General features: G+C 69.2%; 26 protein-coding genes. 12 read left to right on the top strand and 14 right to left on the bottom strand.

What is annotated here, in order from left to right; genetic code table 11:
• The first annotated feature begins 107 nt into the window (after positions 1 to 107).
• The 4 genes from ACE3RQ_RS12200 to atzF all read left to right on the top strand — a co-directional run bounded on the left by ACE3RQ_RS12200 (position 108) and on the right by atzF (position 7005).
• Positions 108 to 806: an urea amidolyase associated protein UAAP1 gene (locus ACE3RQ_RS12200; protein ID WP_374522429.1), complete on the top strand. Its 699-nt coding sequence runs from the start codon at positions 108 to 110 to the stop codon at positions 804 to 806.
• Between the two features lie 11 nt (positions 807 to 817).
• Positions 818 to 1471: an urea amidolyase associated protein UAAP2 gene (locus tag ACE3RQ_RS12195; RefSeq protein ID WP_374522281.1), complete on the top strand. Its 654-nt coding sequence runs from the start codon at positions 818 to 820 to the stop codon at positions 1469 to 1471.
• Positions 1472 to 1566: 95 nt separating this feature from the next.
• Positions 1567 to 5160, top strand: coding sequence for an urea carboxylase (uca, locus tag ACE3RQ_RS12190; protein WP_374522280.1), 3594 nt, complete (start codon positions 1567 to 1569; stop codon positions 5158 to 5160).
• 9 nt (positions 5161 to 5169) lie between these two features.
• Positions 5170 to 7005 carry an allophanate hydrolase gene (atzF, locus tag ACE3RQ_RS12185; RefSeq protein WP_374522279.1) on the top strand — a complete coding sequence of 612 codons (1836 nt, stop codon included), beginning with the start codon at positions 5170 to 5172 and terminating at the stop codon, positions 7003 to 7005.
• A gap of 4 nt (positions 7006 to 7009) precedes the next feature.
• Here the strand turns inward: atzF and ACE3RQ_RS12180 are convergent, their stop codons facing one another.
• The 4 genes from ACE3RQ_RS12180 to orn form a co-directional block, all read right to left on the bottom strand.
• Entirely contained in the window at positions 7010 to 8566 is a 1557-nt protein-coding gene (locus ACE3RQ_RS12180; RefSeq protein ID WP_374522278.1) for a deoxyribodipyrimidine photo-lyase/cryptochrome family protein, read from the bottom strand.
• 92 nt (positions 8567 to 8658) lie between these two features.
• The gene (locus tag ACE3RQ_RS12175) at positions 8659 to 10560 is read right to left on the bottom strand and encodes a DEAD/DEAH box helicase (RefSeq protein ID WP_374522277.1); all 1902 of its coding nucleotides are present in this window, start codon (positions 10558 to 10560) and stop codon (positions 8659 to 8661) included.
• Between the two features lie 313 nt (positions 10561 to 10873).
• The gene (locus tag ACE3RQ_RS12170; RefSeq protein ID WP_374522276.1) at positions 10874 to 12454 is read right to left on the bottom strand and encodes an inorganic phosphate transporter; all 1581 of its coding nucleotides are present in this window, start codon (positions 12452 to 12454) and stop codon (positions 10874 to 10876) included.
• Positions 12455 to 12550: 96 nt separating this feature from the next.
• Positions 12551 to 13114, bottom strand: a complete 564-nt coding sequence (gene orn, locus ACE3RQ_RS12165) for an oligoribonuclease (protein ID WP_374522275.1) — start codon at positions 13112 to 13114, stop codon at positions 12551 to 12553.
• Positions 13115 to 13188: 74 nt separating this feature from the next.
• On the opposite strand from orn, the gene ACE3RQ_RS12160 reads away from it, so the two are divergent.
• The 3 genes from ACE3RQ_RS12160 to rsgA are packed head-to-tail and all read left to right on the top strand — an operon-like array spanning position 13189 to position 15695.
• Positions 13189 to 14451, top strand: a complete 1263-nt coding sequence (locus ACE3RQ_RS12160) for a M48 family metallopeptidase (RefSeq protein ID WP_374522274.1) — start codon at positions 13189 to 13191, stop codon at positions 14449 to 14451.
• A gap of 3 nt (positions 14452 to 14454) precedes the next feature.
• Positions 14455 to 14775 carry a 4a-hydroxytetrahydrobiopterin dehydratase gene (locus tag ACE3RQ_RS12155; RefSeq protein WP_374522273.1) on the top strand — a complete coding sequence of 107 codons (321 nt, stop codon included), beginning with the start codon at positions 14455 to 14457 and terminating at the stop codon, positions 14773 to 14775.
• Positions 14775 to 15695 (top strand): ribosome small subunit-dependent GTPase A, encoded by a 921-nt coding sequence (rsgA, locus tag ACE3RQ_RS12150; RefSeq protein WP_374522272.1) that lies wholly within the window; start codon positions 14775 to 14777, stop codon positions 15693 to 15695. The genes ACE3RQ_RS12155 and rsgA overlap by 1 nt, the downstream gene beginning before the upstream one ends.
• A 19-nt stretch (positions 15696 to 15714) precedes the next feature.
• On the opposite strand, the gene ACE3RQ_RS12145 is transcribed toward rsgA, so the two are convergent.
• The 6 genes from ACE3RQ_RS12145 to rpsP all read right to left on the bottom strand — a co-directional run bounded on the left by ACE3RQ_RS12145 (position 15715) and on the right by rpsP (position 19634).
• Complete coding sequence (locus tag ACE3RQ_RS12145) at positions 15715 to 16644, bottom strand: CobD/CbiB family protein (RefSeq protein ID WP_374522271.1); 930 nt, start codon at positions 16642 to 16644, stop codon at positions 15715 to 15717.
• Between the two features lie 30 nt (positions 16645 to 16674).
• The gene (locus ACE3RQ_RS12140) at positions 16675 to 17367 is read right to left on the bottom strand and encodes a CoA pyrophosphatase (protein ID WP_374522270.1); all 693 of its coding nucleotides are present in this window, start codon (positions 17365 to 17367) and stop codon (positions 16675 to 16677) included.
• 67 nt (positions 17368 to 17434) lie between these two features.
• Positions 17435 to 17791 (bottom strand): 50S ribosomal protein L19, encoded by a 357-nt coding sequence (gene rplS / locus ACE3RQ_RS12135; RefSeq protein ID WP_374522428.1) that lies wholly within the window; start codon positions 17789 to 17791, stop codon positions 17435 to 17437.
• 133 nt (positions 17792 to 17924) lie between these two features.
• Positions 17925 to 18701 (bottom strand): tRNA (guanosine(37)-N1)-methyltransferase TrmD, encoded by a 777-nt coding sequence (gene trmD, locus ACE3RQ_RS12130; RefSeq protein ID WP_374522269.1) that lies wholly within the window; start codon positions 18699 to 18701, stop codon positions 17925 to 17927.
• Positions 18702 to 18771: 70 nt separating this feature from the next.
• Positions 18772 to 19359 carry a ribosome maturation factor RimM gene (gene rimM / locus ACE3RQ_RS12125; RefSeq protein ID WP_374522268.1) on the bottom strand — a complete coding sequence of 196 codons (588 nt, stop codon included), beginning with the start codon at positions 19357 to 19359 and terminating at the stop codon, positions 18772 to 18774.
• A gap of 20 nt (positions 19360 to 19379) precedes the next feature.
• Positions 19380 to 19634: a 30S ribosomal protein S16 gene (gene rpsP / locus ACE3RQ_RS12120; RefSeq protein WP_374522267.1), complete on the bottom strand. Its 255-nt coding sequence runs from the start codon at positions 19632 to 19634 to the stop codon at positions 19380 to 19382.
• 188 nt (positions 19635 to 19822) lie between these two features.
• Here rpsP and ACE3RQ_RS12115 point away from each other — a divergent pair, with 188 nt between their 5' ends.
• Complete coding sequence (locus ACE3RQ_RS12115; protein ID WP_374522266.1) at positions 19823 to 20353, top strand: N-acetyltransferase family protein; 531 nt, start codon at positions 19823 to 19825, stop codon at positions 20351 to 20353.
• A 2-nt stretch (positions 20354 to 20355) separates the two neighbouring features.
• Positions 20356 to 20808 (top strand): NINE protein, encoded by a 453-nt coding sequence (locus ACE3RQ_RS12110; RefSeq protein ID WP_374522265.1) that lies wholly within the window; start codon positions 20356 to 20358, stop codon positions 20806 to 20808.
• Here ACE3RQ_RS12110 and ACE3RQ_RS12105 read toward each other — a convergent pair.
• Positions 20798 to 21754, bottom strand: coding sequence for an AEC family transporter (locus tag ACE3RQ_RS12105; RefSeq protein ID WP_374522264.1), 957 nt, complete (start codon positions 21752 to 21754; stop codon positions 20798 to 20800). The genes ACE3RQ_RS12110 and ACE3RQ_RS12105 overlap by 11 nt on opposite strands.
• A gap of 55 nt (positions 21755 to 21809) precedes the next feature.
• Positions 21810 to 22049, bottom strand: coding sequence for a hypothetical protein (locus ACE3RQ_RS12100; RefSeq protein ID WP_374522263.1), 240 nt, complete (start codon positions 22047 to 22049; stop codon positions 21810 to 21812).
• A 125-nt stretch (positions 22050 to 22174) separates the two neighbouring features.
• Between ACE3RQ_RS12100 and ACE3RQ_RS12095 the strand changes: the two genes are divergently transcribed.
• The gene (locus tag ACE3RQ_RS12095; RefSeq protein WP_374522262.1) at positions 22175 to 23071 is read left to right on the top strand and encodes an EamA family transporter; all 897 of its coding nucleotides are present in this window, start codon (positions 22175 to 22177) and stop codon (positions 23069 to 23071) included.
• Here the strand turns inward: ACE3RQ_RS12095 and msrA are convergent.
• Complete coding sequence (gene msrA / locus ACE3RQ_RS12090) at positions 23034 to 23570, bottom strand: peptide-methionine (S)-S-oxide reductase MsrA (protein ID WP_374522261.1); 537 nt, start codon at positions 23568 to 23570, stop codon at positions 23034 to 23036. The genes ACE3RQ_RS12095 and msrA overlap by 38 nt on opposite strands.
• 26 nt (positions 23571 to 23596) lie before the next feature.
• The gene (locus tag ACE3RQ_RS12085; RefSeq protein WP_374522260.1) at positions 23597 to 24496 is read right to left on the bottom strand and encodes a LysR substrate-binding domain-containing protein; all 900 of its coding nucleotides are present in this window, start codon (positions 24494 to 24496) and stop codon (positions 23597 to 23599) included.
• A gap of 101 nt (positions 24497 to 24597) precedes the next feature.
• Between ACE3RQ_RS12085 and ACE3RQ_RS12080 the strand changes: the two genes are divergently transcribed.
• A complete protein-coding gene (locus tag ACE3RQ_RS12080) occupies positions 24598 to 25791 on the top strand; it encodes an acyl-CoA dehydrogenase (protein ID WP_374522259.1) in 1194 nt (397 codons plus the stop codon).
• A gap of 82 nt (positions 25792 to 25873) precedes the next feature.
• On the top strand, positions 25874 to 26090 hold a 217-nt coding region (locus ACE3RQ_RS12075; protein ID WP_374522258.1), incomplete at its 3' end, for a helix-turn-helix domain-containing protein.

Here is a 26090-nt window from a genome sequence, read left to right as displayed (position 1 = left end):
TCACCTCCGTGTTGCCCAACCCGCCGCGCGCCGAGCCGGTGGACACGCCCGAGCTGTGGCGCCGCTTCCCCGCCGCCTCGCTCGCGGGCGTGGACACCTCGCGTCTGATGTGGAGCGAGGTGCTGCCCGGCGGTGCCCACTGGAGCTGGCGCATGCCGCGCGGCAGCGCCATCCGCTTCGTGGCGCTGCAGGCCGGCGCCAACCTGAGCCTGGTGCTCTACAGCGCGCTGGAAAAACTCGAGCGCTACAACATGCCCGACAGCCTCAAGGCCCAGCACACCGCGCACTACACGCGCGGCCACGTGCTCATGAGCGACATGGGCCGCAGCATGGCCAGCTTCACCGCCGACAGCCTGGGCTGGCACGACCCGCTGGGCGCCCTGCTCGACAACGAGGCCATGACCCGCCGCTACGGCGACAAGCGCTACGAGCACGCGCGCAACGCCATGCACCGTTCCGGCAAAGACGGGCTGCTGATCGAGATCGGCAAGTACGGCCTGGGCAAGCGCGACCTGATCGCGCCGGTGAACCTGTTCAGCCAGGTGACGGTGGACGCGCAAGGCCGCTTTGGCTTCACGCCCGAGCACGCCCGGGCCGGCGACTTCGTGGAACTGCGCTTTGACATGGACGTGATCCTGGCCGTGAGCAGCGCGCCCCACGCGCTTGACCCCCGCCCCGCGTACGCCCCCGGCAAGGTGGGCCTGGCCGCCTGGCGCTGCGGCGCCGCCCCGGCCAACGACTATTGCCGCGCCTTCCGGCCCGAGAACGCGCGCGCCCTGCACAACACCGACATGCTCTACCTCTGAGGGGACCCGCCATGACCACCGCCACCGCCATCCGCCTGCAGGAAAGCGCGCTGAAGCCCGAAGACGCCGTGATGCGCCAGCGCCACCCGGCGGGCGAGCCCATCCTGTTCGAGCTGCGCCAGGGCCAGACCCTTCGCATCGTTGACACCGAAGGCAACCAGGCCGCCGACGTGCTCTTCTACAACCGCCACGACCCGGCCGAGCACTACAGCGCCACCGACACCATGGTGCAGCAAGGCGGCATCTACCTCACCACCGGCTCGGTGATTCGCAGCAACGAAGGCCGCCCCATGCTCACCATCGTGGCCGACACCTGCGGCCGCCACGACACCCTGGGCGGCGCCTGCGCGGCCGAGAGCAACACCGTGCGCTACGCGCTGCAGAAGAAGTACATGCACAGTTGCCGCGACAACTACCTCATCGCCCTGCAGCACGCCGACGTGGGCCTGGGCAAGCGCGACCTGGTGCCCAACATCAACTTCTTCATGAACGTGCCCGTCACCGCCGACGGCGCGCTCAGCTTCGAGGACGGCGTGTCCGGCCCGGGCAAGTACGTGGAGATGCGCGCCGAGATGGACCTGTGGGTGCTCATCAGCAACTGCCCGCAGCTCAACAACCCCTGCAACGCCTACAACCCCACGCCCATTGAGCTTCTGGTCTGGTGACCCGCTGCGCCGCCGCCTTCTTTCTTTTCCCCCGATGACGGGACGACCCGTCTGACTCCCTCGCCTCGGCAGGACGGCCTGCCACCGGAGCCCCCATGTTCACCAAGGTCCTCATCGCCAACCGCGGCGCCATCGCCTGCCGCATCATCCGCACCCTCAAGGCCCTGGGCGTGCAGAGCGTGGCCGTGTATTCCGAGGCCGACGCGCAGGCCCGCCACGTGCGCGAGGCCGACGAGGCCTACTGCGTCGGCCCCGCGCCCGCCGCTGAAAGCTACCTGCGCGCCGACCGCATCCTGGCCATTGCCCGTGAGTGCGGCGCCCAGGCCATTCACCCCGGCTACGGCTTCCTGTCGGAAAACCCCGGCTTCGCCGAGGCCTGCGAGGCCGCCGGCATCGCCTTCATCGGCCCCAGCGCCGAGCAGATGCGCGCCTTCGGCCTGAAGCACACCGCACGCGAATTGGCAGAGCGTGCCGGCGTGCCGCTGCTGCCCGGCTCGGGCCTGCTGGCCGATGTGGCGCAGGCGCACCTGGAGGCCGAGCGCATCGGCTACCCGGTGATGCTCAAAAGCACCGCCGGTGGCGGCGGTATCGGCATGCGCCTGGTGCGCGACGCCGCCGAACTGGAAGACGCCTTCGCCTCCGTCACCCGCCTGGCCGCGGCCAACTTCAAAGACGCCGGCCTGTTCCTGGAAAAGTTCGTCGAGCAGGCGCGCCACATCGAGGTGCAGGTGTTCGGCGACGGCCAGGGCACCGTGCTGGCGCTGGGCGAGCGCGACTGCTCGGTGCAGCGGCGCAACCAGAAGGTGATTGAAGAGACCCCCGCCCCCGGCCTGAGCGAGGCCGTGCGCCAAGAGCTGCACGCCACCGCCGTGCGCCTGGCCCAAGCCGTGCGCTACCGCTCGGCCGGCACGGTGGAATACGTGCTCGATGCCAGCACCGGCGCCTTCTACTTCCTGGAGGTAAACACCCGGCTGCAGGTGGAACACGGCGTCACCGAACAAGTGACCGGCGTGGACCTGGTGGCCTGGATGGTGCGCCTGGCCGCTGGCGAGCTGGGCAACCTGGCCGCGCTGCAGCCCACGCCGCGCGGCGCCAGCATCCAGGTGCGCCTCTATGCCGAAGACCCGGCGCGCCAGTTCCAGCCCTGCGCCGGCCTGCTCACCGAGGTGGTGTTCCCCACCGATGCGCGCGTGGACGGCTGGGTGGAGCGCGGCACCGATGTGCCCGCCTGGTACGACCCCATGCTGGCCAAGCTCATCGTCACCGGCACCGACCGCACTGAGGCCCTGGCCCGGCTCGACGCCGCCCTGGCCGCCACGCGCCTGGCCGGCATCGAGACCAACCTGGCCTACCTGCGCGAGGTGGTGCGCCACCCCGTGTTCCGCGAGGGCCGGCAGGTCACCCGCTTTCTGTCCACGCTCGATTTCCGCCCCGCCACCATCGAGGTGCTGGAGCCGGGCGTGCAAACCAGCGTGCAAGACTGGCCCGGCCGCCTGGGCCACTGGGACGTGGGCGTGCCGCCCAGCGGCCCCATGGACAGCCACGCCCACCGCACGGCCAACGCCCTGGTGGGCAACGCGCCCGAGGCCGCCGCGCTGGAGATCACCCTGGCCGGCCCCACGCTGCGCTTTCACACGGCCACCACCGTGGCGGTGTGCGGTGCACCGGCCCCGGTGAAGCTCGACGGCGTGCCCGTGCCCATGTGGCAGACCATTGCCGTGCCGGCCGGCGCCACGCTCAGCGTGGGCCGCTGCGAGCGCGGCGTTCGCCTGGCCCTGGCCGTGGCCGGCGGGCTGGACGTGCCGCTCTACCTGGGCAGCCGCAGCACCTTCACCCTGGGCCAGTTCGGTGGCCACGCCGGGCGCTGCCTGCGCACCGGCGACGTGCTGCACCTGGCCCAGCCCGGTGCCAGCGCCGCGCCCGCCAGCGCCCCCGCCGAGCAGGTGCCCACCTACGGCACGCACTGGGACGTGGCCGTGCTCTACGGCCCGCACGGCGCGCCCGATTTCTTCACGCCCGATGACGTGCACACCTTCTTCGCCACCGACTGGAAGGTGCACCACAACAGCAGCCGCACCGGCGTGCGCCTGATCGGGCCCAAGCCCCAATGGGCGCGCCCCGACGGCGGCGAGGCCGGGCTGCACCCCTCCAACATCCACGACAACGCCTACGCCATCGGCGCCATCGACTTCACCGGCGACATGCCCGTGATCCTCGGCCCCGACGGCCCCAGCCTGGGCGGCTTCGTCTGCCCGGCCGTGGTGGTGAACGCCGAGCTGTGGAAGCTCGGCCAGCTTCGCCCCGGCGACACCGTGCGCTTTCACCGCGTGTCGCACGAGACCGCGCTGGCGCTTGAGGCCCAGGGTGCGCCCAGCCAGACCCTGCCCGCCGCGCCGGTGGAACCACTGAACGACGCCAGCCCCGTGCTGGTGGACCTGCCCATCGACGGCGACCGCCCGCGCCTGGTGATCCGCCAGGCCGGCGACCGCTACGTGCTGGTGGAATACGGCCCCCTCGTGCTCGACCTGGAACTGCGCATGCGCGTGCAAGGCCTGCTGGCCGCGCTGCAGGCCCTGGCCCTGCCCGGGGTGATCGACCTCACGCCCGGCATCCGCTCGCTGCAGGTGCACTTCAACCCGGCCGAGCTGCCGCGCGAGCGCCTGCTGGACGAGATCGTGCGCTGCGACCTGGCCCTGCCCGCCGTGGACGACATGGTGGTGCCCTCGCGCACCGTGGTCCTGCCCCTCTCGTGGGACGACCCGCAGACCCGCCTGGCGATTGAGAAGTACATGCAATCGGTGCGGCCCGATGCGCCCTGGTGCCCCAGCAACATCGAGTTCATCCGCCGCATCAACGGGCTGGACAGCATCGACGACGTGTTCCGCACCGTGTTCGACGCGCGCTACCTCGTGCTCGGCCTGGGCGACGTGTACCTGGGCGCGCCCGTGGCCACGCCGCTGGACCCGCGCCACCGCCTCGTCACCACCAAGTACAACCCCGCGCGCACCTGGACGCCCGAGAACGCCGTGGGCATTGGCGGCGCCTACCTCTGCGTGTATGGCATGGAAGGCCCCGGCGGCTACCAGTTCGTCGGCCGCACCCTGCAGATGTGGAACCGCTGGCGCCACGGCACACCCGGCAGCGCGTTTGAGAAGCCCTGGCTGCTGCGCTTCTTTGACCAGATCCGCTTCGAGCCCGTGGGCCAGGACGAACTGCTCGCCATTCGCGAGCGCTTCCCCCACGGCGGCTACGCCCTGCGCGTGGAAGAAGGCCAGTTCAGCCTGCGCGAGTACCGCAGCTTCCTGGCCGAGAACGCCGAGAGCATCGCCACCTTCAAGGCGCAGCAACAAGCGGCCTTCGAGGCCGAGCGCGAGCGCTGGGCCGCCGCCGGGCAAGACACCGTGGCCAGCGAGGCCGACGTGGCCGCCGCCGGCCCCGAGACCGAGATCGACCTGCCCGACGGCGGCCGCGCCCTGGCCACCAGCGTGCCGGGCAATGTGTGGCAGGTGAGCGTGAGCGAAGGCCAGCGCGTGCAGGCCGGCGAGGTGCTGGTGGTGATCGAGTCCATGAAGATGGAGTTCAACCTCGTCGCCCCCGCCAGCGGCACCGTGCACCGGCTCATGTGCGCGCAGGGCTCGCCCGTGTCGGCCGGCCAGAACGTGCTCGTGCTGATCGAAGAAACCGCCTGAGGACACCCCATGAACACCACCGACCTGACCGAACTCAGCTTTCACCTGGCCAGCCTGCGCGAGGCCTATCGCCAAGGCGCCCCGGTGCGCGAGGTGATCGGCGAGGCCGTGCGCCGCGCCGCCACCGACGCCCACCACGCCTTCATCCACCGCTTGAGCCCCGCCGAGCTGGAGCCCTACCTGGCGCGGCTCGACGGCATCGCCCCCGACAGCCTGCCGCTCTACGGCGTGCCCTTCGCCGTGAAAGACAACATCGACCTGGCCGGCGTGCCCACCACCGCCGCCTGCCCCGAATACGCCTACACGCCCACCCGCACCGCCTTCGTGGTGCAGCGCCTCATCGACGCCGGCGCGGTGCCCATCGGCAAAACCAACCTCGACCAGTTCGCCACCGGCCTGAACGGCACCCGCTCGCCCTATGGCGCCTGCCAGAACGCGCACGACCCGGCCTTCGTGTCGGGCGGCTCCAGCTCGGGCTCGGCCGTGTCGGTGGCCAAGGGCTGGGCCAGCTTCTCGCTGGGCACCGACACCGCCGGCTCGGGCCGGGTGCCGGCCTCGTTCAACCACCTGGTGGGCCTCAAGCCCACGCTGGGCCTGCTCTCGGGCACGGGCGTGGTGCCGGCCTGCAAAACCGTGGACACGCTCAGCGTGTTCGCCCTCACCGCGGCCGATGCCCGCGCGGTGTTCGAGGTGGCCGCCGCCTTCGACGAGGCCGACGCCTACAGCCGCGCCCGCGCCGGCGCGGGGGCCGACTTTTCCGCTGGCCCCTTCCGCTTCGGCGTGCCGCGCGCGGCCGACCTCGACTTCTTCGGCAACGGCGCCGCCGCCGCGCTGTTCCAGGCCAGCATCGAGCGCCTCCAAAGCCTGGGCGGCACCCCGGTGGAGGTGGACCTGAGCCCCTTCATGGAAGCCGCCCGCCTGCTGTACGAAGGCCCCTGGGTGGCCGAGCGCTTCGTCGCCATTCAGGCCTTTCTCGACCAGCACCCCGAGGCCGTGTTCCCGCCGGTGCGCACCATCATCGAAGGCGGTCGCCACAAGACCGCCGCCGAGGCCTTCGCCGCGCAGTACCGCCTGAAGGCGCTCAAGCGCGAGTGCGACGCGGTGTGGCAGCGCATCGACTGCCTGCTCACGCCCACCGCCGGCAACATTTACCGCATCGCGGACATGCAAGCCGACCCGATCCGCCTGAACTCGAACCTGGGCCGCTACACCAACTTCATGAACCTGCTGGACTACAGCGCCGTGGCCGTGCCCGCGGGCTTCCTGGCCAGCGGCGAGGCGGCCGGCCTGCCCTGGGGCGTGACCCTGGCCGCCCCCGCCTTCCACGACCTGCACCTGCTGGCCCTGGCCGACCGCCTGCACCGCACCCTGGGCGACACCCCGCTGGGCGCCACCGCCGCCCGCCTGGCCGACACCCCGCCCTGCCCGGCGCCCAGCCCGGCCGACAGCGGCACCCTCCGCGTGGCCGTGTGCGGCGCCCACCTGGACGGCTTGCCCCTGAACCACCAGCTCACCTCGCGCGGCGCGCGCCTGGTCGCCCAGCTTTCCTCAGCACCCGAGTACCGCTTCTACGCCCTGGCCGGTGGCCCGCCCATGCGCCCGGGCATGGTGAAAGTGGCCGGGGGCGGCGCGGCCATCGCCATGGAAATCTGGGAACTGCCGGCCCAGCACTTCGGCAGCTTCGTGGCCGGCATTCCCGCGCCGCTGGGCATTGGCAAGGTGCGCCTGGCCGACGGCAGCGAGGTGCCCGGCTTCATCTGCGAGGCCATCGGCACGCAAGGCGCCACCGACATCACCGCCTTTGGCGGCTGGCGCGCCTGGCTGGCCGCGGGCATGCCGCGCTGAGCGCCTAAAAATCAAACGCGCCCTGGGCGTCGGCCTGCTGCCGCGCCTGCGCGGCGCGGCGCTGCTGGCGCGGCCCGGCCAGTTGCTCGGCCGGGCGGTGCCGCGAGCCGTGGCGGCGCACGATGGTGTCCTGCTCGGCCTGCACCTCGGGCCGGGCGCGCAGCTCGTGCACACGGCGCTTGGCCTCGCGCAGCGCGGGCGCCAGGTCCACCACCGGCAGCGGAATGTCTTCGCCCAGGCGCAGGCCGGCGCGCTGCGCCACCTCGGGCGGCATGCGCCAGGGCTCAAAAATCCAGGCCTGCGGCACGCGGCGCAAGGCCGGCAGCCACTGGCGCACGAAACGGCCCTCGGGGTCTTGGTCGCGCGCCTGCTTGATGGGGTTGTAAACCCGCGTGGTGTTGATGCCCGTGGTGCCCGACTGCATCTGCACCTGGCTCCAGTGAATGCCGGGCTCGTAGTCCAGAAACTGCCGCGCCAGCCACAGGCCCACCGGGCGCCAGTGCAGCCACAGCGGGTAGGCCGCCACCGACACCAGCATGGCCCGCATGCGAAAGTTCAGCCAGCCCGTTTCGCGCAGCATGGCCACGCAGGCGTCCACCAGCGGCCAGCCGGTGCGCCCGTTCACCAGGGCCTGCCAGCGGGCCTCGTCCCACTCGGCCTCGCGCAGGCCCTCGTAGCCCGGGTGCATGGGGCGGAACTCAATGTCGGGCTCGGTTTCCAGCTTCTGAATGAAGTGGCAGTGCCAGTGCAGCCGGCTGAGAAAGGCGGCCAGGCCGGCGTGCTGGCGCGTGCCGGCCAGGGCGGGGTCGGCCATGCGCTCGCGCGTGGCCTGCACCACCTCGCGCAGGCTCAGCGTGCCCCAGGCCAGGTGCGGCGACAAGCGCGAGCAGGCATCGGGCGCGCTCAGGGGCGATGAAATGCCGCCCCGGTAGGCGGCACTGCGGTCTTGCAGAAAGCCGTGCAGCGCCGCCTCGGCCTGGGTGCGCCCCCCGCGCTGGCGCAACGGGGGTTCGGCCTCGGCGAGGCCCAGGCTGACCGGCTCGGGCCAAGGGTCGTGCGCCCAGGGCACGACGGCGTCTTCCAAGCGAAGGGGCAAGCCCGCCTGCGGGGCGGCCATGTGCGCTTCCCACTGGCGCACCCACTGCCGGCGCTCACGCAGGCCGCGCACCACGCCCCAGGGCCGAGGCTCGTGCCAGGCCACGCCCTGCTCGCGGCACCAGCGGGCCACGCGGCGGTCGCGCTCGAAGCTGGCGCCGTTGCCGGTTTCCTGGTGGGAATACAAGGCCTCGAACGGGGCTTGGGCGTGCAGGCGCGCCAGCATCTCTTGCGCGTCGCCCACCGCCAGCCGCAGGCGCAGGCCCCGGCGGCGCAGGTCGGCGTGCAACTCGCGCAGGCTCTCGCGCACAAAGCCCAGGTGCTGAGCGGCCGCGTCGGGCTGCCGCCACAGCGCGGGCTCCAGGATGTAGAGGCACAGCACCGGGCCGCGCGCGGCGGCCTCGGCCAGCGGGGCATGGTCTTGCACCCGCAAATCCCGCTTGAACCAGACCACGCCGTACCGCATGGGGCGGCATTGTGGAGAGCCCACGAAAAAGCCGGACACGAGGTCCGGCTTGTCCGAGTGCGGCGGCGGGTCAGTGCCCGCCAGGCCCTGGCTTAACGCGGGCGGCGCGGTGCCGGGCGGCCGGCAAAGCCACCACGGTCCTGGCCACGCTCACCGAAGCCCTGGGGGCGATCGCCACCAAAGCCACGGTCTTGGCGGCGGTCAGCGAAACCGCCCTTGTCGGGGCGGCCGCCAAAGCCGGCGGCGCCTTGCGGGCGGCCCTGGCCACCAAAGCCACGGTCATTGCCGAAACCACGGTCGGCGCGCGGTGCCGGGCGGGCATCGCCACGCGACTCGAAGCGCGGGTCAAAACGGGCGTCCTGGCGCGGGGCGGCGCGTTGGTCGTCGAAACGGCGCTCTTCAAAGCGGGCGCCTTCGGGGCGGCCACGGCCTTCAAAGCGCGGTGCGCTGTCGCGGTTTTCCACGCGCGGGCCACGGCGCTCGGCGCCGAAGCGGTCACCACCGAAACGGTCACCCGAGCGACCGGCCGGGCGGCGATCGCCACCACGGCCACGGCCACCGAAGCTGTCCGACTGGGGCGGGCGCATGCGCGGCTCCAGGCCCGGCACCACTTCGGCCTTGAAGCGCTGCTGGGTGTAGGCCTCGATGTCGGCAATGCGACGGCGGTCGCGGAACTCGGCAAAGGTCACGGCCAGGCCTTCGCGGCCGGCGCGGCCGGTGCGGCCAATGCGGTGGGTGTAGTCCTCGGCCTTCATCGGCAGGCCGAAGTTGAAGACGTGGGTGATGGTGGGCACGTCGATGCCGCGCGCGGCCACGTCGGTGGCCACCAGGATCTGCACCTGGCCGTTGCGCAGCGCCATCAGGCGGCGGTTGCGCAGGCCCTGGCTCAGGGCGCCGTGCAGCGCCACGGCCGAGAAGCCGGCTTGCTGCAGGTCATTGGCCAGGCCATCGCACTCGACCTGGGTGCTGGCGAACACCACGGCCTGGTTGATGCTGGCGTCGCGCAGCCAGTGGTCCAGCATGGCGCGCTTGTGCTCGGCGTGGTCGGCCCAGAACAGCACCTGCTTGATGTTGGCGTGCTTCTCTTGCGGCGAGTCGATCTGCACCTTCTGCACGTGCAGGCCGTTCTCGTGCATCACGCGCATGGCCAGTTGCTGGATGCGCGGTGCGAAGGTGGCACTGAACATCATGGTCTGGCGGCGGTTGCGGGTGAGCTCGTTGATCTCGGCCAGGTCGTCGGAGAAGCCCAGGTCGAGCATGCGGTCGGCCTCGTCCACCACCAGGAACTGCACCTGGTCGAGCTTGAGTTGCTGCGAGCGCTGCAGGTCCAGCAGGCGACCCGGGGTGGCCACCACCAGGTCGGCGTTCTGCAGGCGCGCGATCTGCACCTGGTAAGGCATGCCGCCCACCACGTTGGCGATGCGCAGGCCGCGGCAATGGCGAACCAGCTCGATGGCGTCGTGCGCCACCTGCTGGGCCAGCTCGCGCGTGGGGCACAGCACCAGGGCGCCGGGGGTGGCGGCCTTGAAGTGGCGCGGGTTGGTCGGGTCTTTGCGCTTGGGCGCCTTGGCCGGCGATTCGCCACGGGCCAGGGCCTCGGCGGCCAGGCGCTCGCGTTCGGCGCGCTCGGCGGCCACGCGCTCGGCTTGCTGGCGGATCAGCGTGTGCAGCACGGGCAGCAGGAAGGCGGCGGTCTTGCCGCTGCCGGTCTGGCTGGAGACCATCAGGTCGGCGTAGCGCTGCTCGGCGTTCTCCGGCATGGCCAGGGGCAGCACGCGCGCCTGCACGGCGGTGGGCTGGGTGTAGCCCAGGTCGGCCACGGCGGCCACCAGTTCGGAGGCCAGGCCCAGCGCGGCAAAGGCACTGGCGTCCACCGGGCCGGTCTCGGCGGCGGTCTCGGCCACGGCTTCGGTGCTGAGTTCAGCGCCGGCGTTGGTGTCGGGGGTCAGGATTTCGGGCGAGAGTTCGCCGCGGTCTTCAAAAGAGTCGCTCATGTTCGTTCCCGCGCCTGCCTGAAAAAAGCGGCAAGGCGCAATGACCGAAGCCAGCGGGAAGGCCATGAGGCCCGCGTCGCCAGATCCGTTCGTGGTTACACAACATCAACCACAAACGGTCCGCGAAAGTGGCGTCGATAGGGTGACGCCGGGAGCGGGGGGCCCCGGTCGAGCGCCTGAAAGGGCTCGGATTCGGGGGCCAGTGAGTGAGGCCAATGCACAAAGGGCTTCGCCGTTTCCAGCGAAGCCCGCGATTGTCGCACACTTTCGGGAAAACCCCAACACCTTAGGGTATCGGGCGCCGAAACGGCCCTCAGTTCATGACAGCGCGCACCACGTAGAACAGCAGCGCGGCCAGCAAGGCGGTGGCCGGCACGGTGACGATCCACGCCGCCACGATGCGCATCACCGCCGAGCGCTTCACGATCTCCTGCTTGTAGGCCTTCTTGAAGGCCTTGCGCTCCTTCTTGGCAAAGACGGTGCCATCGGCCAGCGCCTGCGCCTTGGCGCGCTGCTTCATTTCGGCCAGCATGCGCTTCTTCTCGTGCACCTCGGCGGCCTCGAAACGCTGCAGGTAGCTTTCCACCTCGTCGCGGTCAGCGCCCTGGTGACCGGCGCGCACGGCGGCCTCCATCTTGGCGTAGTTCACCTTGAGCAATTCGCGCAGGAAGCCCACGCCAAACACCGCGCCAATCGAGATGTGGGTGGTGGACACCGGCATGCCCATCTGCGAGGCCACGATCACGGTGAGCGTGGCGGCCATGGCGATGGAGTACGCGCGGATGTTGTCCAGCTCGGTGATCTCCTTGCCCACGGTGCGAATCAGCTTGGCGCCGTACAGGGCCAGGCCCACCGACAGGCCCAGCGCACCCAGCACCATGATCCACATCGGCGTGCCCGCCTTGGTGGCGATGGCGCCGGCCTTCACCGCCTCGTAAATGGCGGCCAGCGGGCCAATGGCGTTGGCCACGTCATTGGCGCCGTGGGCAAAGCTCAGCAACGCCGCCGAGCACACCAGCGGCCAGGTGAAGAGCCTGTTCACACCGTCTTTGCTGTTGTCTTGCGCCATGGCGCGGCGGGCAATGGGCCCGCGAATCAGCGCCCACACCACCAGGGCCAGCACGCCGCCGCCGATGAGCGCGGGCACAAAACCCACCTTCACCAGTTGGCCCATGCCCTTGAGCAGCATGTAGGTGCCGTACGACCACACCATCAGCGCGATCATGATGGGCACCACCCGCGCGGCGGCTTCGGTCTTGTCCGACTTGTAGGTGACGCTGCGCTTGATGATGTAGAGGAACAGCGCCGCGATGATGCCGCCCGACACGGGCGAAATCACCCAGCTGATGACGATGGAGCCGATGGTGCCCCAGTTCACCAGGCCCCAGCCGCCGGCCGCGATGCCCGCGCCCATCACGGCCCCGATGATCGAGTGCGTGGTGGACACCGGCGCGCCCAGCGCGGTGGCCAGGTTCAGCCACAGGGCCCCGGCCAGCAGCGCGGCGAACATCACGGCGGCGAACATCGACGCATCGCTGATGGCCGCCGGGTCAATGATGCCGCCCTTGATGGTGCCCACCACGTCGCCACCGGCCACGATGGCGCCCACCGCCTCGAACACGGCGGCCACCACGATGGCCCAGCCCATGGTCATGGCGCCGGAACCCACGGCGGGACCCATGTTGTTGGCCACGTCGTTGGCGCCGATGTTCATGGCCATGTAGGCACCCACCGCCGCCGCGACGATGAGCAGCCACACCGCCGAGGTGCTGAGAGAGGCATCGGCTGCGCCGGTGAGCGAGGCGTACAGACCGGTGAGCAGCAGGAAAAGCAAAGCGCCACCGAGTTGCAAAACTTCCAGGTGGCGCGCGATGAATCGATTTCGCTTGGGCATATGAAATTCTCGTGAAGGTCACGATTTTGACATTTCAGCGACACAGGCCCGCCCGGGCCCGGCGCTCAGGGGCCGGCGAAGGCCCTGCTGCGCAGCTCAGCGCAGGAAATGGGTGCGGTAGTGCTCCAGCTCGTCGATGGACTCGTGCACATCGGCCAGCGCGGTGTGCTTCTGGTGCTTCTTGAACGACTCGTACACCTCGGGCTTCCAGCGCTTGGCCAGTTCCTTCAGGGTGCTCACGTCCAGGTTGCGGTAGTGGAAATACGACTCCAGCTTGGGCATGTACTTCACCAGGAAACGGCGGTCTTGCCCGATGGAGTTGCCGCACATGGGCGTGCCGTTGCGCGGCACATAGCGCGAGATGAAGGCCAGCAGCTCGGCCTCGGCCTCGGCTTCCGTCACGGTGCTGGCCTTGACCTTGTCGATCAGGCCGCTCTTGCCGTGCGTGCCCTTGTTCCAGGCGTCCATGGCGTTGAGCACCGCATCGCTCTGGTGGATCACGATCACCGGGCCTTCCACCCGGGGGGTGAGTTGCGGGCCGGTGATGACCACCGCAATCTCCAGCAGTCGCTCTTTCTCGGGGTCAAGCCCGCTCATTTCACAGTCGAGCCAGACCAGGTTCTGGTCGCTCTTGGTCAGGGTGGGGGTATCGGTGGACATCGGGCGATTTTCGCCGATCGCGGCCATGGCCCTTTTTCGCGCGGGCGCCAGCGGCTTCGCTAGACTCGCGCCCCATGGACGCCGCCGCCCTCACCTTCACCGCCTTTTTCTGCTTGCTGCTGGCCGCCGGTCTGCTCACGCGCACCGTGCTGGCCAGCCGCCAGATCCGCCACGTGGCCCGCCACCGCCACCAGGTGCCCGCGGCCTTCGCCCAGACCATCTCGCCCGAAGCCCACGCCAAGGCCGCCGACTACACCATCGCCAAGACCCGCTTCGGCCTGCTGGAGATGGCCTTCGAGTCGGCCGTGCTGCTGGGCTGGACCCTGCTGGGCGGCCTGGACCTGCTCAACCAGGCCCTGCTGGCCTGGATGGGCGGCGGCCTGTTGCAAGAGCTGGCGCTGCTGGGCAGCTTCGCGCTGATCGGCGGCCTGGTGTCGCTGCCGCTGGCCTGGTACACCACCTTCCGCCTCGAAGAGCGCTTTGGCTTCAACAAAATGACGCCGGGCCTCTGGGTCAGTGACCTCATCAAAGGCACGCTGGTGGGCGCCGTTGTGGGCCTGCCCATTGCCGCCCTGGTGCTCTGGCTCATGCAGGCTGCCGGCCCCACCTGGTGGCTCTGGGCCTGGGGCGCCTGGATGGTCTTCAACCTGCTGGCCCTGGTGCTCTACCCCACCGTCATCGCCCCGCTGTTCAACAAGTTCGAGCCCCTCACCGACGACACCCTCAAGACCCGCGTGCAGGCCCTCATGGCGCGCTGCGGCTTCTCGGCCAAGGGCCTCTACGTGATGGACGGCAGCAAACGCAGCGCCCACGCCAACGCCTACTTCACCGGCTTCGGCGCCGCCAAGCGCGTCGTGTTCTTCGACACGCTGCTGCGCCAGCTCACCCCCGCCGAGGTGGACGCCGTGCTCGCCCACGAACTGGGCCACTACCGCCGCCGCCACATCCTCAAGCGCATCGTGCTGCTGTTCGCCATGAGCCTGGGTGGCTTCGCCCTGCTGGGCTGGGTGTCCTCGCAAGCCTGGTTCTACAGCGGCCTGGGCGTCTACCCCGCCATGGACGCGCCCAACGACGCGCTGGCCCTCATCCTCTTCCTGCTGGCAGCACCCCTGGCCACCTACTTCCTCTCGCCCCTCATGGCCCAGCTCTCGCGACGCCACGAGTTCGAGGCCGACGCCTACGCGGTGGAACACACCAGCGGCGCCGACCTCGCCAGCGCCCTGCTCAAGCTCTACCAGGACAACGCCAGCACGCTCACGCCCGACCCGGTGTACGCGCGCTTCTACTACTCCCACCCGCCCGCCAGCGAGCGACTCTCCCGCCTACAGGCGGCCTGACCCATGAACCCCATCCACCACAACCGCCGCGCCCTGACCGCCACCGAAGTCGTCACCCAGCTCACCCAGGTCAATGGCGACGCCGCCAACGGCTGGAAGCTCATCGACGGCGCGCTGGAAAAGACCTGGTCCTTCGCCAACTTCCACGAGACCATGGCCTTCGTCAACGCCGTGGCCTGGATCGCCCACCGCGAAGACCACCACCCCGACGTGAGCTTTGGCTACAACCGCTGCACGCTGCGCTTCAACACCCACGACGTGAACGGCATCTCGGTGAGCGACTTCTTCTGCGCCCGCGCCGTGGACGCGCTGCAAGGCACTTGATGGCGACGCTGCAACCTGGCCTGGTGGTGGCCGCACACGGCCGCCACTGCCTCGTCGAACAAGACGACGGCACCCGCCTGCTGTGCCACCCGCGAGGCAAGAAAAACGCCGTGGTCGTGGGCGACCGCGTGCAGTGGCAGGCCACTGGCGACGAGGGCAGCATCGAGCGCGTGGAGCCCCGGCGTAACCTGTTCTACCGCCAGGACGAGCTGCGCACCAAGTCCTTCGCCGCCAACCTCGACCAGGTGCTGGTGCTGCTGGCCGCCGACCCCGAGTTCTCCGAAAGCCAGCTCACCCGCGCCCTGATCGCCGCCGAAGACGCCGGCATCGATGCCCTCATCGTGCTCAACAAACAAGACCTGGGCGCCACCTTCGAGCGCGCCTGGGCCCGCCTGGACGCCTACCGCCGCATGGGCTGCCCCGTGCTGCCGCTGTGCCTGCAGGCCGGCGCCGAGCACGGCGTGGCCGAGCTCTCATCCCGGCTGCAAGGCCGGCACACCCTGGTGCTGGGGCCGTCTGGCGTGGGCAAGAGCACACTGGTGAACCGGCTGGTGCCGCACGCGGGCGCGCAAACCGGTGAAATCTCGCGCGCCCTGAACTCGGGCAAGCACACCACCACCAGCACCACCTGGTACTGGACCGACGACCAGCGCCAGACCGCGCTGATCGACTCACCCGGTTTCCAGGAATTCGGCCTGCACCACATCGAGCCCACGCGCCTGGCGCAACTCATGCCCGACCTGCGCGCCACGCTGGGCGACTGCCGCTTCTACAACTGCACCCACCGACACGAACCCGGCTGCGGCGTGCGCGCCCATGTGGGCACCGACCCGGCGCAAGACCCGTTGGCCATCAACGAGCAGCGCCACCGCCTCTACGAGAGCCTGTTCGAAGAACTCTCGGCCCCACCGCGCTACTGAGGTGCAGGCAAAGGCCCGCTCAGAAGCGCGCCAGCGTCAGCAAGGCCAGCAGCAGCATCCACAGCACCACCGAGCGCCACACCAGCCCCACCACGCTGCCCAGGTGGGCCAACTGGGGCTGCGGCCGCGCGGCCGGGTCGCTGTCGTCCAGCGGGCCAGCGCCTTCGGGCTGGGCAATCAGGCGCACGTTGAGCGCACCCGAGGTGGCCGCCAGCACCACGCCGTCGCTGCCAGGCGCAAAGCGTGCCGCGTCGCCGCGCCAACTCGCCACCGCTTCTTCGAAATTGCCCACGATGGCAAAGCCCATGGCGGTGACGCGCGCGGGCACATGGTCCACCCAGCGCCAGGCCTGGGCCGCCGCGTTCTGCAATGCCGCGCTGGGCGTGCCGTCTGGGCGGGCGCGCCAGTTGCGCGACAAGTACTCAGCCATGCGGTAGAACACCGCGCCCGCCGGCCCCAGGCCCACGGCCCAGAACACCACGAAACACACCAGCACGCCGAACACATGGCGGTGCGCCGCCAGCACCGAGTGTTCGATCACCTGGCGCAGCAACTCAGCGCGCGGCAGGCTGGAGGGCTGCACCCGCAGCCACTGCGCCAACTGCTCACGCGCCTGGGCGTCGTTGCCTTCGTCCAGCGAGCGGCGGATTTCGCTGAAGTGGTGGCTGAACTGGCGAAAGCCCAGCGTCACGTAAAGAACGGCCACCACCCAGGCAAACGAGAGCAGCACGCTGAATTGCCACAGGGCGTGGTAGACCAGCATCACCACCAGCGCCGGCACGCCAGCGGCCAGCAACCAAGCCAGCCAGCCATGGGCCGACTGGCCCGCATCCAGGTTGCGGCGCACGGTGCGCGCCCAAGAGCGCAGCCCGGCATGCACAGGGTTGTCGAAAGCGAGGGGGCGGGCTTGCTCGAGCAGCAGCGCCAGGAGGACGGCTAAAAATCCCATCCGCCGATGATAGTGGCGCTCGGGCCCGCCTCAGGCGCTGAGCAATCGGTAAAAGTTGCGCAGCATGCCGGCGGTGGCGCCCCAGATGAAGCGCTCGCGACCCGCGTCGTCGTAAGGCATTGAGTACCACTCGCGCCGCTGGCCGTTGATCGCCATGGCGTGGCGGCGGTGGTGGCGCGGGTCCATCAGGAAAGACAGCGGCACCTCGAACACATCGGCCACCTCGTCGGGGTTGGGGCGCAGGTCAAAGTCGGGCTGCACCAGGGCCACCACCGGCGTGATGATGAAAGCAGAGCCGGTGACATAGGTGGGCATGTGGCCCAGCACCTCGACGTGAGAGCGAGGCAGGCCAATCTCTTCTTCCGCCTCGCGCAGCGCGGCGGCCACGGCGTCGGGGTCGGTCTCGTCGCGCTTGCCGCCCGGAAACGCGATCTGGCCCGAGTGGGTGGAGAGGTGCGGCGTGCGCTGGGTGAGCAGCAGCTTCAGCTCGTCGCGCATCACCAGCGGCAGCAAGACCGAGGCCTCCGCCGGCGAACGGTCCAGGAAACGCGGCTCGTGCGCCAGCTCGGGCGTCCACACCGGCGGCGCGGCAAACAACTCGCGCAGCCCCTGGGGCGTCAGTCGCCCCGCGGGTGCGGGCGGCAAAGGCGACAAAGCGCCGTCGGCCACCACGGGCACGGTGCGGGGATCGAAAGCGGGCAGCGCTAGGGTTGGCGAACTCATGGCTTGAGCATAGGCCAGACGCAAAAAAGCCGCTCCGGGGAGCGGCTCTTTCGGTGTCGCGGACGTATCAGGCGCCCAGCTTTTCCTTGATGCGGGCCGACTTGCCGCTGCGCTGGCGCAGGTAGTACAGCTTGGCGCGGCGCACGTCACCACGGCGCTTCACTTCGATCTTGGCGATCAGCGGGCTGTACAGCGGGAAGGTACGCTCCACGCCTTCGCCGTTGGAGATCTTGCGAACGATGAAGCTGGAGTTCAGGCCACGGTTGCGACGAGCGATCACCACGCCTTCGTAGGCCTGCAGGCGCTTGCGGGTGCCTTCGATCACGTTGACGCTGACGATCACGGTGTCGCCAGGGGCGAATTCGGGAATGGTCTTGCCGAGGCGAGCAATTTCTTCTTGCTCGAGGGTCTGGATGAGGTTCATGGTTTCCTGTTTCACGATCATGGCCGCGCTGCACTAAAGGCTGCGAATCCGGCAGGGGCGCTGGCTATTGGCACTGGGCTTCAAGCAGGCTGACCCGGTCACAGCGGCCGACCAGAGGATCGAAAGCCCGCCATTATAGCCAACCCTGCTGGCGCAGGTAAAGCTCGTCGGCCCGGCTGAGCCGCCCTTGCTCGCGCGCCTGGGCCAGCAACTCGGGCCGGTGGCGCGCGGTCAGGCTCAGGCTTTGCTCGCGCCGGTAACGCGCGATGTGGCCGTGGTGGCCGCCCAGCAGCACCTCAGGCACTGGCATGGGCCCTTGCGGGCCCTCCCACACCTCGGGGCGCGTGTGGTGCGGGCTGTCGAGCAGGCCGTCGAGCGCGGGGTTGAAGCTGTCTTGCTGGTGGCTGCCCTGGTCGCTGAGCACGCCGGGCTGCAAGCGGGCCACCGCGTCCAGCAAGGCCATGGCCGGGATTTCGCCGCCGGACAGCACGAAATCGCCCAGGCTGATCTGCAGGTCCACACAGGTATCAATGAAGCGCTGGTCAATGCCCTCGTAGCGACCGCACACCAGCACCGCGCCCTGGCTGTCTGACCAGGCGGCCACAGCGGCATGGTCCAGGCGCTGCCCGATGGGCGAGAACAGCACCACCGGGGCGCGCTGGCCCTCAGGCTCGGCGCGATCGGTACGAATGGCCTGCAGGCAACGCCACAGAGGCTCGGCCATCATCACCATGCCGGGGCCGCCGCCGAAAGGCCGGTCGTCCACGCGGCGGTAATTGCCTTCGGCGTAATCGCGCGGGTTCCACAGCCTCACGTCCACCTGGCGCGACTCAAAGGCGCGCCGGTTGATGCCGTGCTGCAGAAAAGGCCCGAACAACTCGGGAAACAGGGTGATGACGTCGAAACGCATGGCGCGATTGTCGCCGTGCCGGGGCACGCCGCCTCGCGCACCGCCTTCAGCGGCTGAGGGGCTTGATGGATCAGTAGTCGGGTTGCCAGTCGGCAACGATGCGCCGCGCCTGACGATCAACTTCGTCGATGTAGGCCGACACGAAGGGAATCATGCGCTCGGCCGACTTTTCCACCCCGTCTTCGACCACGGGGTATTCGAGCACGAGCACCGAGGTGGGGCCGGTGGCCATGAGGTCGCGCACCACCCCCAGGTTCACGCCTTCGCGGTTGACCACGTCCAGGCCGATCAGGTCGACCCAGTAGTACTCGCCCTCGGGCGTCTCGGGGAATGCACTGCGCGGCAGGCTGATGCGACAGCCCTTGAGCGACTCGGCCGTGTTGCGGTCGGCCACGCCATCCAGGCGCGCCACCAGGCCGTCGGCATGCGCCTTGAGTTCGGCCACGCGGACCGTCACGCAGCCCGAGAAAGCCGAAAAGCCGCGCGCGAAGCGGGCTTCGGGCGGCTGAAGAAACCAGTCTTGAGAGGCGAACAGCGCGTCGGTGTCGGCGCTGTGGGGCTGGATGCGGACCCAGCCCTTGATGCCCCAGGCGTCCTGGATGCGCCCCAACTCCACCGCGTCGGCCGGCAAGGCCGATGGCACCAGTGCCGTGCTCATGGGTTGGGGCATGCCAGCGCTTAGGCGGCGGCCTTGGCGGCGGCTTGCTTGATCAGGCGAGCCACGGTCTCGGAGGGGATGGCACCCACGCCGGTCCAGTAGGTCAGGCGGTCTTGTGCAATGCGCAGGGGCTCTTCACCACCCTTGGCCAGGGGGTTGTAGAAACCGATGCGCTCGATGAAGCGACCGTCACGGCGGTTGCGCTTGTCGGCGACCACGATGTTGTAGAACGGACGGGCTTTGGCGCCGCCGCGGGAGAGTCGAATGACGACCATGATTTATCCTTCGGGTGGTTCGGGGTGGCCTACTTGGACACCCCACCGGATCTTGCGATCCGTTGATTGCAACGCTTGAGACACACGACTGACCACCCGGCCAGCGAAACGTCGCAAAGCCCGCGATTATAGCCATTCAATCGTTCCCATTAACGCCGACCGCGCGCCGACGCCCTTCAAACCCCACCATGCCCACCATCAGACCCAGCCACGATGGCGACCTGCCCGCCATCGCCCGCATTTACGGCCACCACGTGCTGCACGGCACCGGCACTTTCGAGACCACCGCGCCCACCGAGGCCGAGATGGCCACCCGCCGCGCCGACGTGCTGGGCAAGGGCCTGCCCTGGCTGGTGGTGGAAGGTGACGACGGCCAGGTGCTGGGCTTTGCCTACGGCAACTGGTTCAAGCCGCGCCCGGCTTACCGGTTCTCGGTGGAAGACTCCATCTACCTGGCGCCCGAGGCCGCGGGCCAGGGCCTGGGCCGTGCCCTGCTGGCCGAGTTGCTGGCGGCGCTGGAGCGGGGCGGCATCCGCAAGGTGATGGCGGTCATTGGTGATTCGGCCAACGCCGGCTCCATCGGCGTGCACCGCGCGCTGGGCTTTGAGCACGTGGGCACGGTGAAGTCGTGCGGCTGGAAGTTCAACCGCTGGCTGGACATCGTGCTGATGGAAAAAACCCTGGGCGCGGGCGACCGCACGCCCCCGCAGGAGGCGTGACCATGGCCCGCAAAAACAAAACATTGGCCGTCTGGCTCGCCCTGATCGGTGGCACCCTGGGATTGCACCGCTTCTACCTGAGGGGCCTTGGCGATTGGATTGGCTGGCTGCACCCGGTGCCCACCGCACTGGGCTTGTGGGGCGTGGAGCGGGTGCTCACCTACGGGCAGGACGACAAGCTCTCCTGGGTGCTGGTGCCCTTCATCGGCGTCACCCTGGCGGCCAGTTGCCTCACCGGCATCGTTTATGCCTTGAGCGACAAAGAGAAATGGAACCGCTGGTTCAACCCGGGACAAGACCCGCAATCGGGCGCTGGCGAAACCAACTGGCTGACCATTTTGGCGCTGGTGGCCTCGCTGCTGGTGGGCACGGTGGCCTTCATGGGCAGCCTGGCCTTTGGCATCCAGCACTACTTCGAATACCAGATCGAAGAGGCCCGCAAGATCAGCCAATGAACCCCATGATGGCCATGGCCGCGCTCAGCGTGAACAAGGCCACCACGGTGGACAGGCCCATGCTGGCGGTGGTGAGGTCTTGCGCCACCTCGTAGCGCTGGGCAAACAGAAACACGTTGGCGCCAATGGGCAGGGCGCCTGCCACCACCAACACGGTGAGTTGCAAGCCGGTGATGCCCATGGCCCAGGCGCTCAGGCCCACCATCACCGGCAGCACCAGGTTTTTTGACACCACGATCAGCGCGGCCGAGCGCAGGTGGTGGCCCAGCGCCGTCTTGGCCAGGGTCACGCCCACCAGCACCAGCGAGATCGGGCCGAAGGCGCTGCCCAGCAGTTGCAGCGGCTTGTCCACCACCATGGGCAGGCCCCAGCCGGTCTGGGCATAAAGCAAGCCGCAGAGGATGGGCAAGGGAATGGGGTGGATCAGCGCGCCCTTCACTGCCGACCAGGCGGTCTGGGCCAGGTGCACCTGGCGCCCGCCGTCTTGCCGGGCCTCGCGGGCCACGGTCAGTTCCAGCACCACCGAGCCCACGGTGAGCAAGATCAGGGCGTGCACCGACACCAGGGTGAGCAGCGTCACCAGGCCGGCCTTGCCATAGGCCAGTTCCACCAGGGTGATGCCGATCATCACCATGTTGGAGAAGGTACCCGCCAGGGCCATCACGACGCTGCGCCGGTTGAATCCACGCCAGGCAATCGACAGGGCCAAGAGCAGCAGCGCGGCGGGAAAGTAGGCGGCGATCGGGCGCAGATCGAGCTGCTCGAAGCGCACCGAACTCATGGTGCGAAACAGCAACGAGGGGATCAGCAACAGAAAGACCAGGTTGGAGAGGTCTTTGACGCCGCCATCGCTGATCCAGTTGCGCCGCCCGGCGAACCAGCCGAGGGCGATGAGCAGAAAAACCGGGGTGAGGGAGGCGACGACGGGGTGGGCGGCGATGTTCACCGCGCCGATGGTATCGCCTGGTGAGGTGCCCTCGCCCGGGCGCTGTCACCGCCGCTCAGTGCGCGTGGCGCATGCCGCAGTACTTGCCAATGGCCAAGCCCTTGCAGTCAATGGCCAGTTGCTCCATGCAGGCCTTCTCGCCCTTGCCCGAGGCCAGGCATTTCGCGGCGGCTTCGTGGGCGGCGGCCATGGCGCGGTGGCGCTTGATGTCTTCCTGGGTTTCCTTGTCGGAATGCTGGGCCCAGGCGGGCACGGACAGGATACAAGCAAGCAGAACAAAAGCCAATCGATTCATGGTGGATTTCACACAAGGCAATGACACGGGCCGGCCCCCTTGGCCAGCCCCCATTTCAGCGTACAGAAGCTGTCAAGCCCCCTGCCCCACCTAAACTGGCAGGCCGTCCATCCGCCGATGCCGCCATGCCCCTATACCATTTCTTGCTTGCGCTGTCCGTGGTGTTTGTCTGGGGCACCAACTTTGTGGTGATCCGCTGGGGTCTGGACGGTCTGCCGCCTTTTCTGTTCGCCGCGCTGCGCTTTGCCCTGTCGGCCCTGCCCTGGCTGCTGTTCGTGCCACCGCCGGCGGTGCGGTGGTGGCGGCTGGCGGCTTTCGGGGTGTTGCTGGGCGTGGGCCAGTTTGGCCTGATGTTTCTGGCCATGCGGGCCGACATCTCGCCCGGCATGGCCTCGCTGGTGGTGCAGATGCAGGTGTTCTTCACCATCGCGCTGTCGATCTGGTGGCTGCGCGAGCGGGTGCAGCCTTACCAGTTGGCGGGCCTGGCGCTGGCCCTGGCCGGACTGGGGGTGATCGCCAGCCACCTGGACGCCAGCGTCACGCTGCTGGGCCTGGGCACGGTGCTGGCCGCCGCCTTCTGCTGGGCCTGCGCCAACCTGGTGGCCAAGTCGGCCGGGCCGGTGAACATGCTGCACTTCATGGTGTGGAGCAGCGCCTTCGCCGTGCCGCCGCTGGTGGGCCTGTCTCTCTGGCTGGAAGGCCCGCAGGCCATGGCCGATGCGCTGCGCCACGCCGGCCCTGGCATCTGGGCCAATGTGCTGTGGCAGGCCGTGGGCAACACCTTGTTTGGCTATGGCGCCTGGAACTGGCTGCTGGCCCGCCACCCGGCGGCCACCATCACGCCCATGGCCTTGCTGGTGCCGGTGTTTGGCCTGTCGGCATCGGCCCTCAGCCTGGGCGAGGCCATGCCGGCCTGGAAGCTGCTGGCCTGCGCCCTGGTGCTGGCCGGGCTGGCGCTGATCGTGCTGTGGCCGCGCTGGCGCCCTACTTCGCCAGCCGCGCCAGGGTCTGGCGGAACTTGAGCACCTTGGGCGCGGCCACCGCCAGGCAGTAGCCCTGGTAGGGGTTGCGCTCGAAAAAGTCTTGGTGGTAGTCCTCGGCGGGCCAGTAGTCGGCCAGGGGCTCCACCTCGGTGACGATGGGCGCGCCAAAGGCATTGGCCTGGGTCAGCTCGTCGATGAGCGCACGCGCCTCGGCCTCTTGTTCCAGGCTGGTGTAGTAGATGCCGCTGCGGTACTGCGTGCCCACGTCGTGGCCCTGGCGGTTGGGCGTGGTGGGGTCGTGGATGAGGAAGAACACCTCCAGCAACTCGCGCGTGCTCACCTCGGCCGGGTCGTAGGTGAGGCGCACCACCTCCACGTAGCCGGTGCGCCCGGTGCACACCAGCTCGTAGCTCGGGCGCGGGCCGTGGCCATTGCTGTAGCCCGATTCCACGTCGCTCACGCCGCGCACTTCCTTGTAAACCGCCTCTGTGCACCAGAAGCAGCCGCCGCCCAACACCAACACCTGTTTGTCGCTCATGCGCGTCTCCGTTCTTGGCCTGTGAATCAAAGCTGGGACTCTAGCGCCGGGGCAATGCCCCGCACAGCCCCCAGGAATGCCGCCAGCGCCGGGGCTTCGCGCTCGGTCTTCCACAAGCAATGGGTGTCGTACACCGGCACATCACCGGCCAAGGGCACGAAGACCACGCCGGGCAGGCCCACCTGGCGCATGGCCTCGGGCACCAGCGACACGCCCAGGCCCTGCGACACCGCGGCCACCACGCTCAGCCAATGCTGCAGGGCCACACGGGTGTCGGGCTCCAGGCCGTGCTGGGCGCACAGGGCGATCAGGCGGTCGTGGTAGTCGGGCGAGACCTCACGGTCGATCAGCACAAAAGGCTCGCCGGCCAGTTGCCCCAGCGCGAGCGTGCGCCGACGCGCCAGGGCATGCCCGGCCGGCAAGCAGGCCACGAAGCCTTGGCGCGACACCAGGATCTGCGAGCAGCCCGGCGGCACCCGGGCGGTGTGCACGAAGCCCGCGTCCAGCCGGTCGTGCAGCAACTCGGTGAGCTGGTCGCTGGAGCTCATTTCACGCAGCGACAGGCGCAGGCTCGGGTGCTCCTGCGCGAAGCGGCGCAGGATGGGCGTGAGGCCCCGGTACAGCACCGTGCCGGCAAAGCCCACCTGCAAGTGCCCGCGCACGCCTTGCGCCACCTCGCGCGCCTCGCGCGAGGCACGGGCCACCTGGTCCAGCGCGGCGCGGGCCGCCGGCACGAAGGCCTGCCCGGCAGCGGTGAGCGCCACGCCGCGGCTGTTGCGCACGAACAGCGGCGCCCCCACCGAGGCCTCTAGCTGCTGGATGTTGAGCGACAGCGGCGGCTGGGTGATGGACAGGCGCTGGGCCGCGCGGCCGTAGTGCAACTCTTCGGCCAGTGCCAGGAAATAGCGCAGGTGACGCAGCTCCATGAATCTGATTTTTGTATGGATAGATATGGATTCAATATTAGACAGCTATGCATGGCACCCCGAAAATGCCGAGATTCCCCACCCCGCACCGGAGACAACGCATGCTCGCAGCCCCCCGCGCCAAGGCCCAGTTCGCCTGGGACGACCCTTTCCAGCTCGACGGTCAGCTCACCGCCGATGAACGCGCCGTGCGCGACGCCGCCCACGCCTATTGCCAGGAGCGCCTGGCCCCGCGCGTGACCGAGGCCTTTCGCCACGAAAAGACCGACCCAGCCATCTTTCGCGAGATGGGCGACCTCGGCCTGTTGGGCGTGACCATTCCCGAGGCCTACGGCGGCGCGGGCCTGAACTACGTGAGCTACGGGCTGGTGGCGCGCGAGGTGGAACGGGTGGACTCGGGCTACCGATCAATGATGAGCGTGCAGAGCTCGCTGGTGATGGTGCCCATCTTCGAGTTCGGCACCGAGGCGCAGAAGCAGAAGTACCTGCCCAAGCTGGCGCGCGGCGAGTGGATTGGCTGCTTCGGCCTGACCGAGCCCAACCACGGCTCCGACCCGGCCAGCATGGTGACGCGCGCCCGCAAGGTGGCGGGTGGCTACAGCCTCAGCGGCGCCAAGATGTGGATCACCAACAGCCCCATTGCCGACGTGTTCGTGGTGTGGGCCAAGGACGACGAGGGCTCGATTCGCGGCTTCATCCTGGAAAAGGGCATGGCCGGCCTGAGCACCCCGGCCATCCACAGCAAGGTGGGGCTGCGCGCCTCCATCACCGGCGAGATCGTGATGGACAACGTGTTCTGCCCGGAAGAGAACGCCTTCCCCGAGGTGCGCGGCCTCAAGGGCCCGTTCACCTGCCTCAACAGCGCGCGCTACGGCATCGCCTGGGGCGCGCTGGGCGCGGCCGAAGACTGCTACGCCCGCGCCCGGCAGTACGTGCTGGACCGCCAGCAGTTCGGCCGCCCGCTGGCGGCCAACCAGCTCATCCAGAAAAAACTGGCCGACATGCTCACCGAGATCGGCATGGGCCTGCAAGGCTGCCTGCGCCTGGGCCGGCTGAAAGACGAGGGGCAGGCGCCGGTGGAGTTGACCTCGGTGCTCAAGCGCAACAGCTGCGGCAAGGCGCTGGACATTGCGCGCCTGGCGCGCGACATGATGGGCGGCAACGGCATCAGCGACGAATTTGGCGTGGCGCGCCACCTGGTGAACCTGGAGGTGGTGAACACCTACGAGGGCACGCACGACATCCACGCCCTCATCCTGGGCCGCGCGATCACGGGCATCCAGGCCTTCTCCTGATCGCCGCCTGATCGCCCCGGGGCGGGGTCCGGGGATGCCCGGTGGGGTACATTACTAACCCATCGGTCATTAAACCCCCGCCATGGCACCCCGAGCCCCCACGCCCACGCCGGCCCCTGCCGAGCCGCCGCGCCGTTCGCGGCGCAAACAGGCGCGCCCGGGCGAATTGCTGGACGCGGCGCTGCAACTTTTCGTGGAAAAGGGCTTTGCCGCCACGCGCGTGGAAGAGGTGGCGGCCCGCGCCGGCGTGTCCAAGGGCACGCTGTTTCTGTATTTCCCCAGCAAGGAAGACCTGTTCA

It is taken from the genome of Hydrogenophaga sp. (assembly GCF_041913525.1).
In the GTDB taxonomy this organism is placed as follows: Bacteria; Pseudomonadota; Gammaproteobacteria; order Burkholderiales; family Burkholderiaceae_C; genus Hydrogenophaga.
The sequence above is the reverse complement of the archived record's forward strand: the minus strand, read 5'-3'. Positions and strand labels throughout refer to the sequence as shown.

Excerpts from the sequence above, each read along its gene's own strand:
- ACE3RQ_RS12200 (WP_374522429.1), top strand. The coding sequence starts at position 108 with ATGTGGAGCGAGGTGCTGCCCGGCGGTGCCCACTGGAGCTGGCGCATG.
- ACE3RQ_RS12195 (WP_374522281.1), top strand. The coding sequence starts at position 818 with ATGACCACCGCCACCGCCATCCGCCTGCAGGAAAGCGCGCTGAAGCCC.
- uca (WP_374522280.1), top strand. The coding sequence starts at position 1,567 with ATGTTCACCAAGGTCCTCATCGCCAACCGCGGCGCCATCGCCTGCCGC.
- atzF (WP_374522279.1), top strand. The coding sequence starts at position 5,170 with ATGAACACCACCGACCTGACCGAACTCAGCTTTCACCTGGCCAGCCTG.
- ACE3RQ_RS12180 (WP_374522278.1), bottom strand. The coding sequence starts at position 8,566 with ATGCGGTACGGCGTGGTCTGGTTCAAGCGGGATTTGCGGGTGCAAGAC.
- ACE3RQ_RS12175 (WP_374522277.1), bottom strand. The coding sequence starts at position 10,560 with ATGAGCGACTCTTTTGAAGACCGCGGCGAACTCTCGCCCGAAATCCTG.
- ACE3RQ_RS12170 (WP_374522276.1), bottom strand. The coding sequence starts at position 12,454 with ATGCCCAAGCGAAATCGATTCATCGCGCGCCACCTGGAAGTTTTGCAA.
- orn (WP_374522275.1), bottom strand. The coding sequence starts at position 13,114 with ATGTCCACCGATACCCCCACCCTGACCAAGAGCGACCAGAACCTGGTC.
- ACE3RQ_RS12160 (WP_374522274.1), top strand. The coding sequence starts at position 13,189 with ATGGACGCCGCCGCCCTCACCTTCACCGCCTTTTTCTGCTTGCTGCTG.
- ACE3RQ_RS12155 (WP_374522273.1), top strand. The coding sequence starts at position 14,455 with ATGAACCCCATCCACCACAACCGCCGCGCCCTGACCGCCACCGAAGTC.
- rsgA (WP_374522272.1), top strand. The coding sequence starts at position 14,775 with ATGGCGACGCTGCAACCTGGCCTGGTGGTGGCCGCACACGGCCGCCAC.
- ACE3RQ_RS12145 (WP_374522271.1), bottom strand. The coding sequence starts at position 16,644 with ATGGGATTTTTAGCCGTCCTCCTGGCGCTGCTGCTCGAGCAAGCCCGC.
- ACE3RQ_RS12140 (WP_374522270.1), bottom strand. The coding sequence starts at position 17,367 with ATGAGTTCGCCAACCCTAGCGCTGCCCGCTTTCGATCCCCGCACCGTG.
- rplS (WP_374522428.1), bottom strand. The coding sequence starts at position 17,791 with ATGAACCTCATCCAGACCCTCGAGCAAGAAGAAATTGCTCGCCTCGGC.
- trmD (WP_374522269.1), bottom strand. The coding sequence starts at position 18,701 with ATGCGTTTCGACGTCATCACCCTGTTTCCCGAGTTGTTCGGGCCTTTT.
- rimM (WP_374522268.1), bottom strand. The coding sequence starts at position 19,359 with ATGAGCACGGCACTGGTGCCATCGGCCTTGCCGGCCGACGCGGTGGAG.
- rpsP (WP_374522267.1), bottom strand. The coding sequence starts at position 19,634 with ATGGTCGTCATTCGACTCTCCCGCGGCGGCGCCAAAGCCCGTCCGTTC.
- ACE3RQ_RS12115 (WP_374522266.1), top strand. The coding sequence starts at position 19,823 with ATGCCCACCATCAGACCCAGCCACGATGGCGACCTGCCCGCCATCGCC.
- ACE3RQ_RS12110 (WP_374522265.1), top strand. The coding sequence starts at position 20,356 with ATGGCCCGCAAAAACAAAACATTGGCCGTCTGGCTCGCCCTGATCGGT.
- ACE3RQ_RS12100 (WP_374522263.1), bottom strand. The coding sequence starts at position 22,049 with ATGAATCGATTGGCTTTTGTTCTGCTTGCTTGTATCCTGTCCGTGCCC.
- ACE3RQ_RS12095 (WP_374522262.1), top strand. The coding sequence starts at position 22,175 with ATGCCCCTATACCATTTCTTGCTTGCGCTGTCCGTGGTGTTTGTCTGG.
- msrA (WP_374522261.1), bottom strand. The coding sequence starts at position 23,570 with ATGAGCGACAAACAGGTGTTGGTGTTGGGCGGCGGCTGCTTCTGGTGC.
- ACE3RQ_RS12085 (WP_374522260.1), bottom strand. The coding sequence starts at position 24,496 with ATGGAGCTGCGTCACCTGCGCTATTTCCTGGCACTGGCCGAAGAGTTG.
- ACE3RQ_RS12080 (WP_374522259.1), top strand. The coding sequence starts at position 24,598 with ATGCTCGCAGCCCCCCGCGCCAAGGCCCAGTTCGCCTGGGACGACCCT.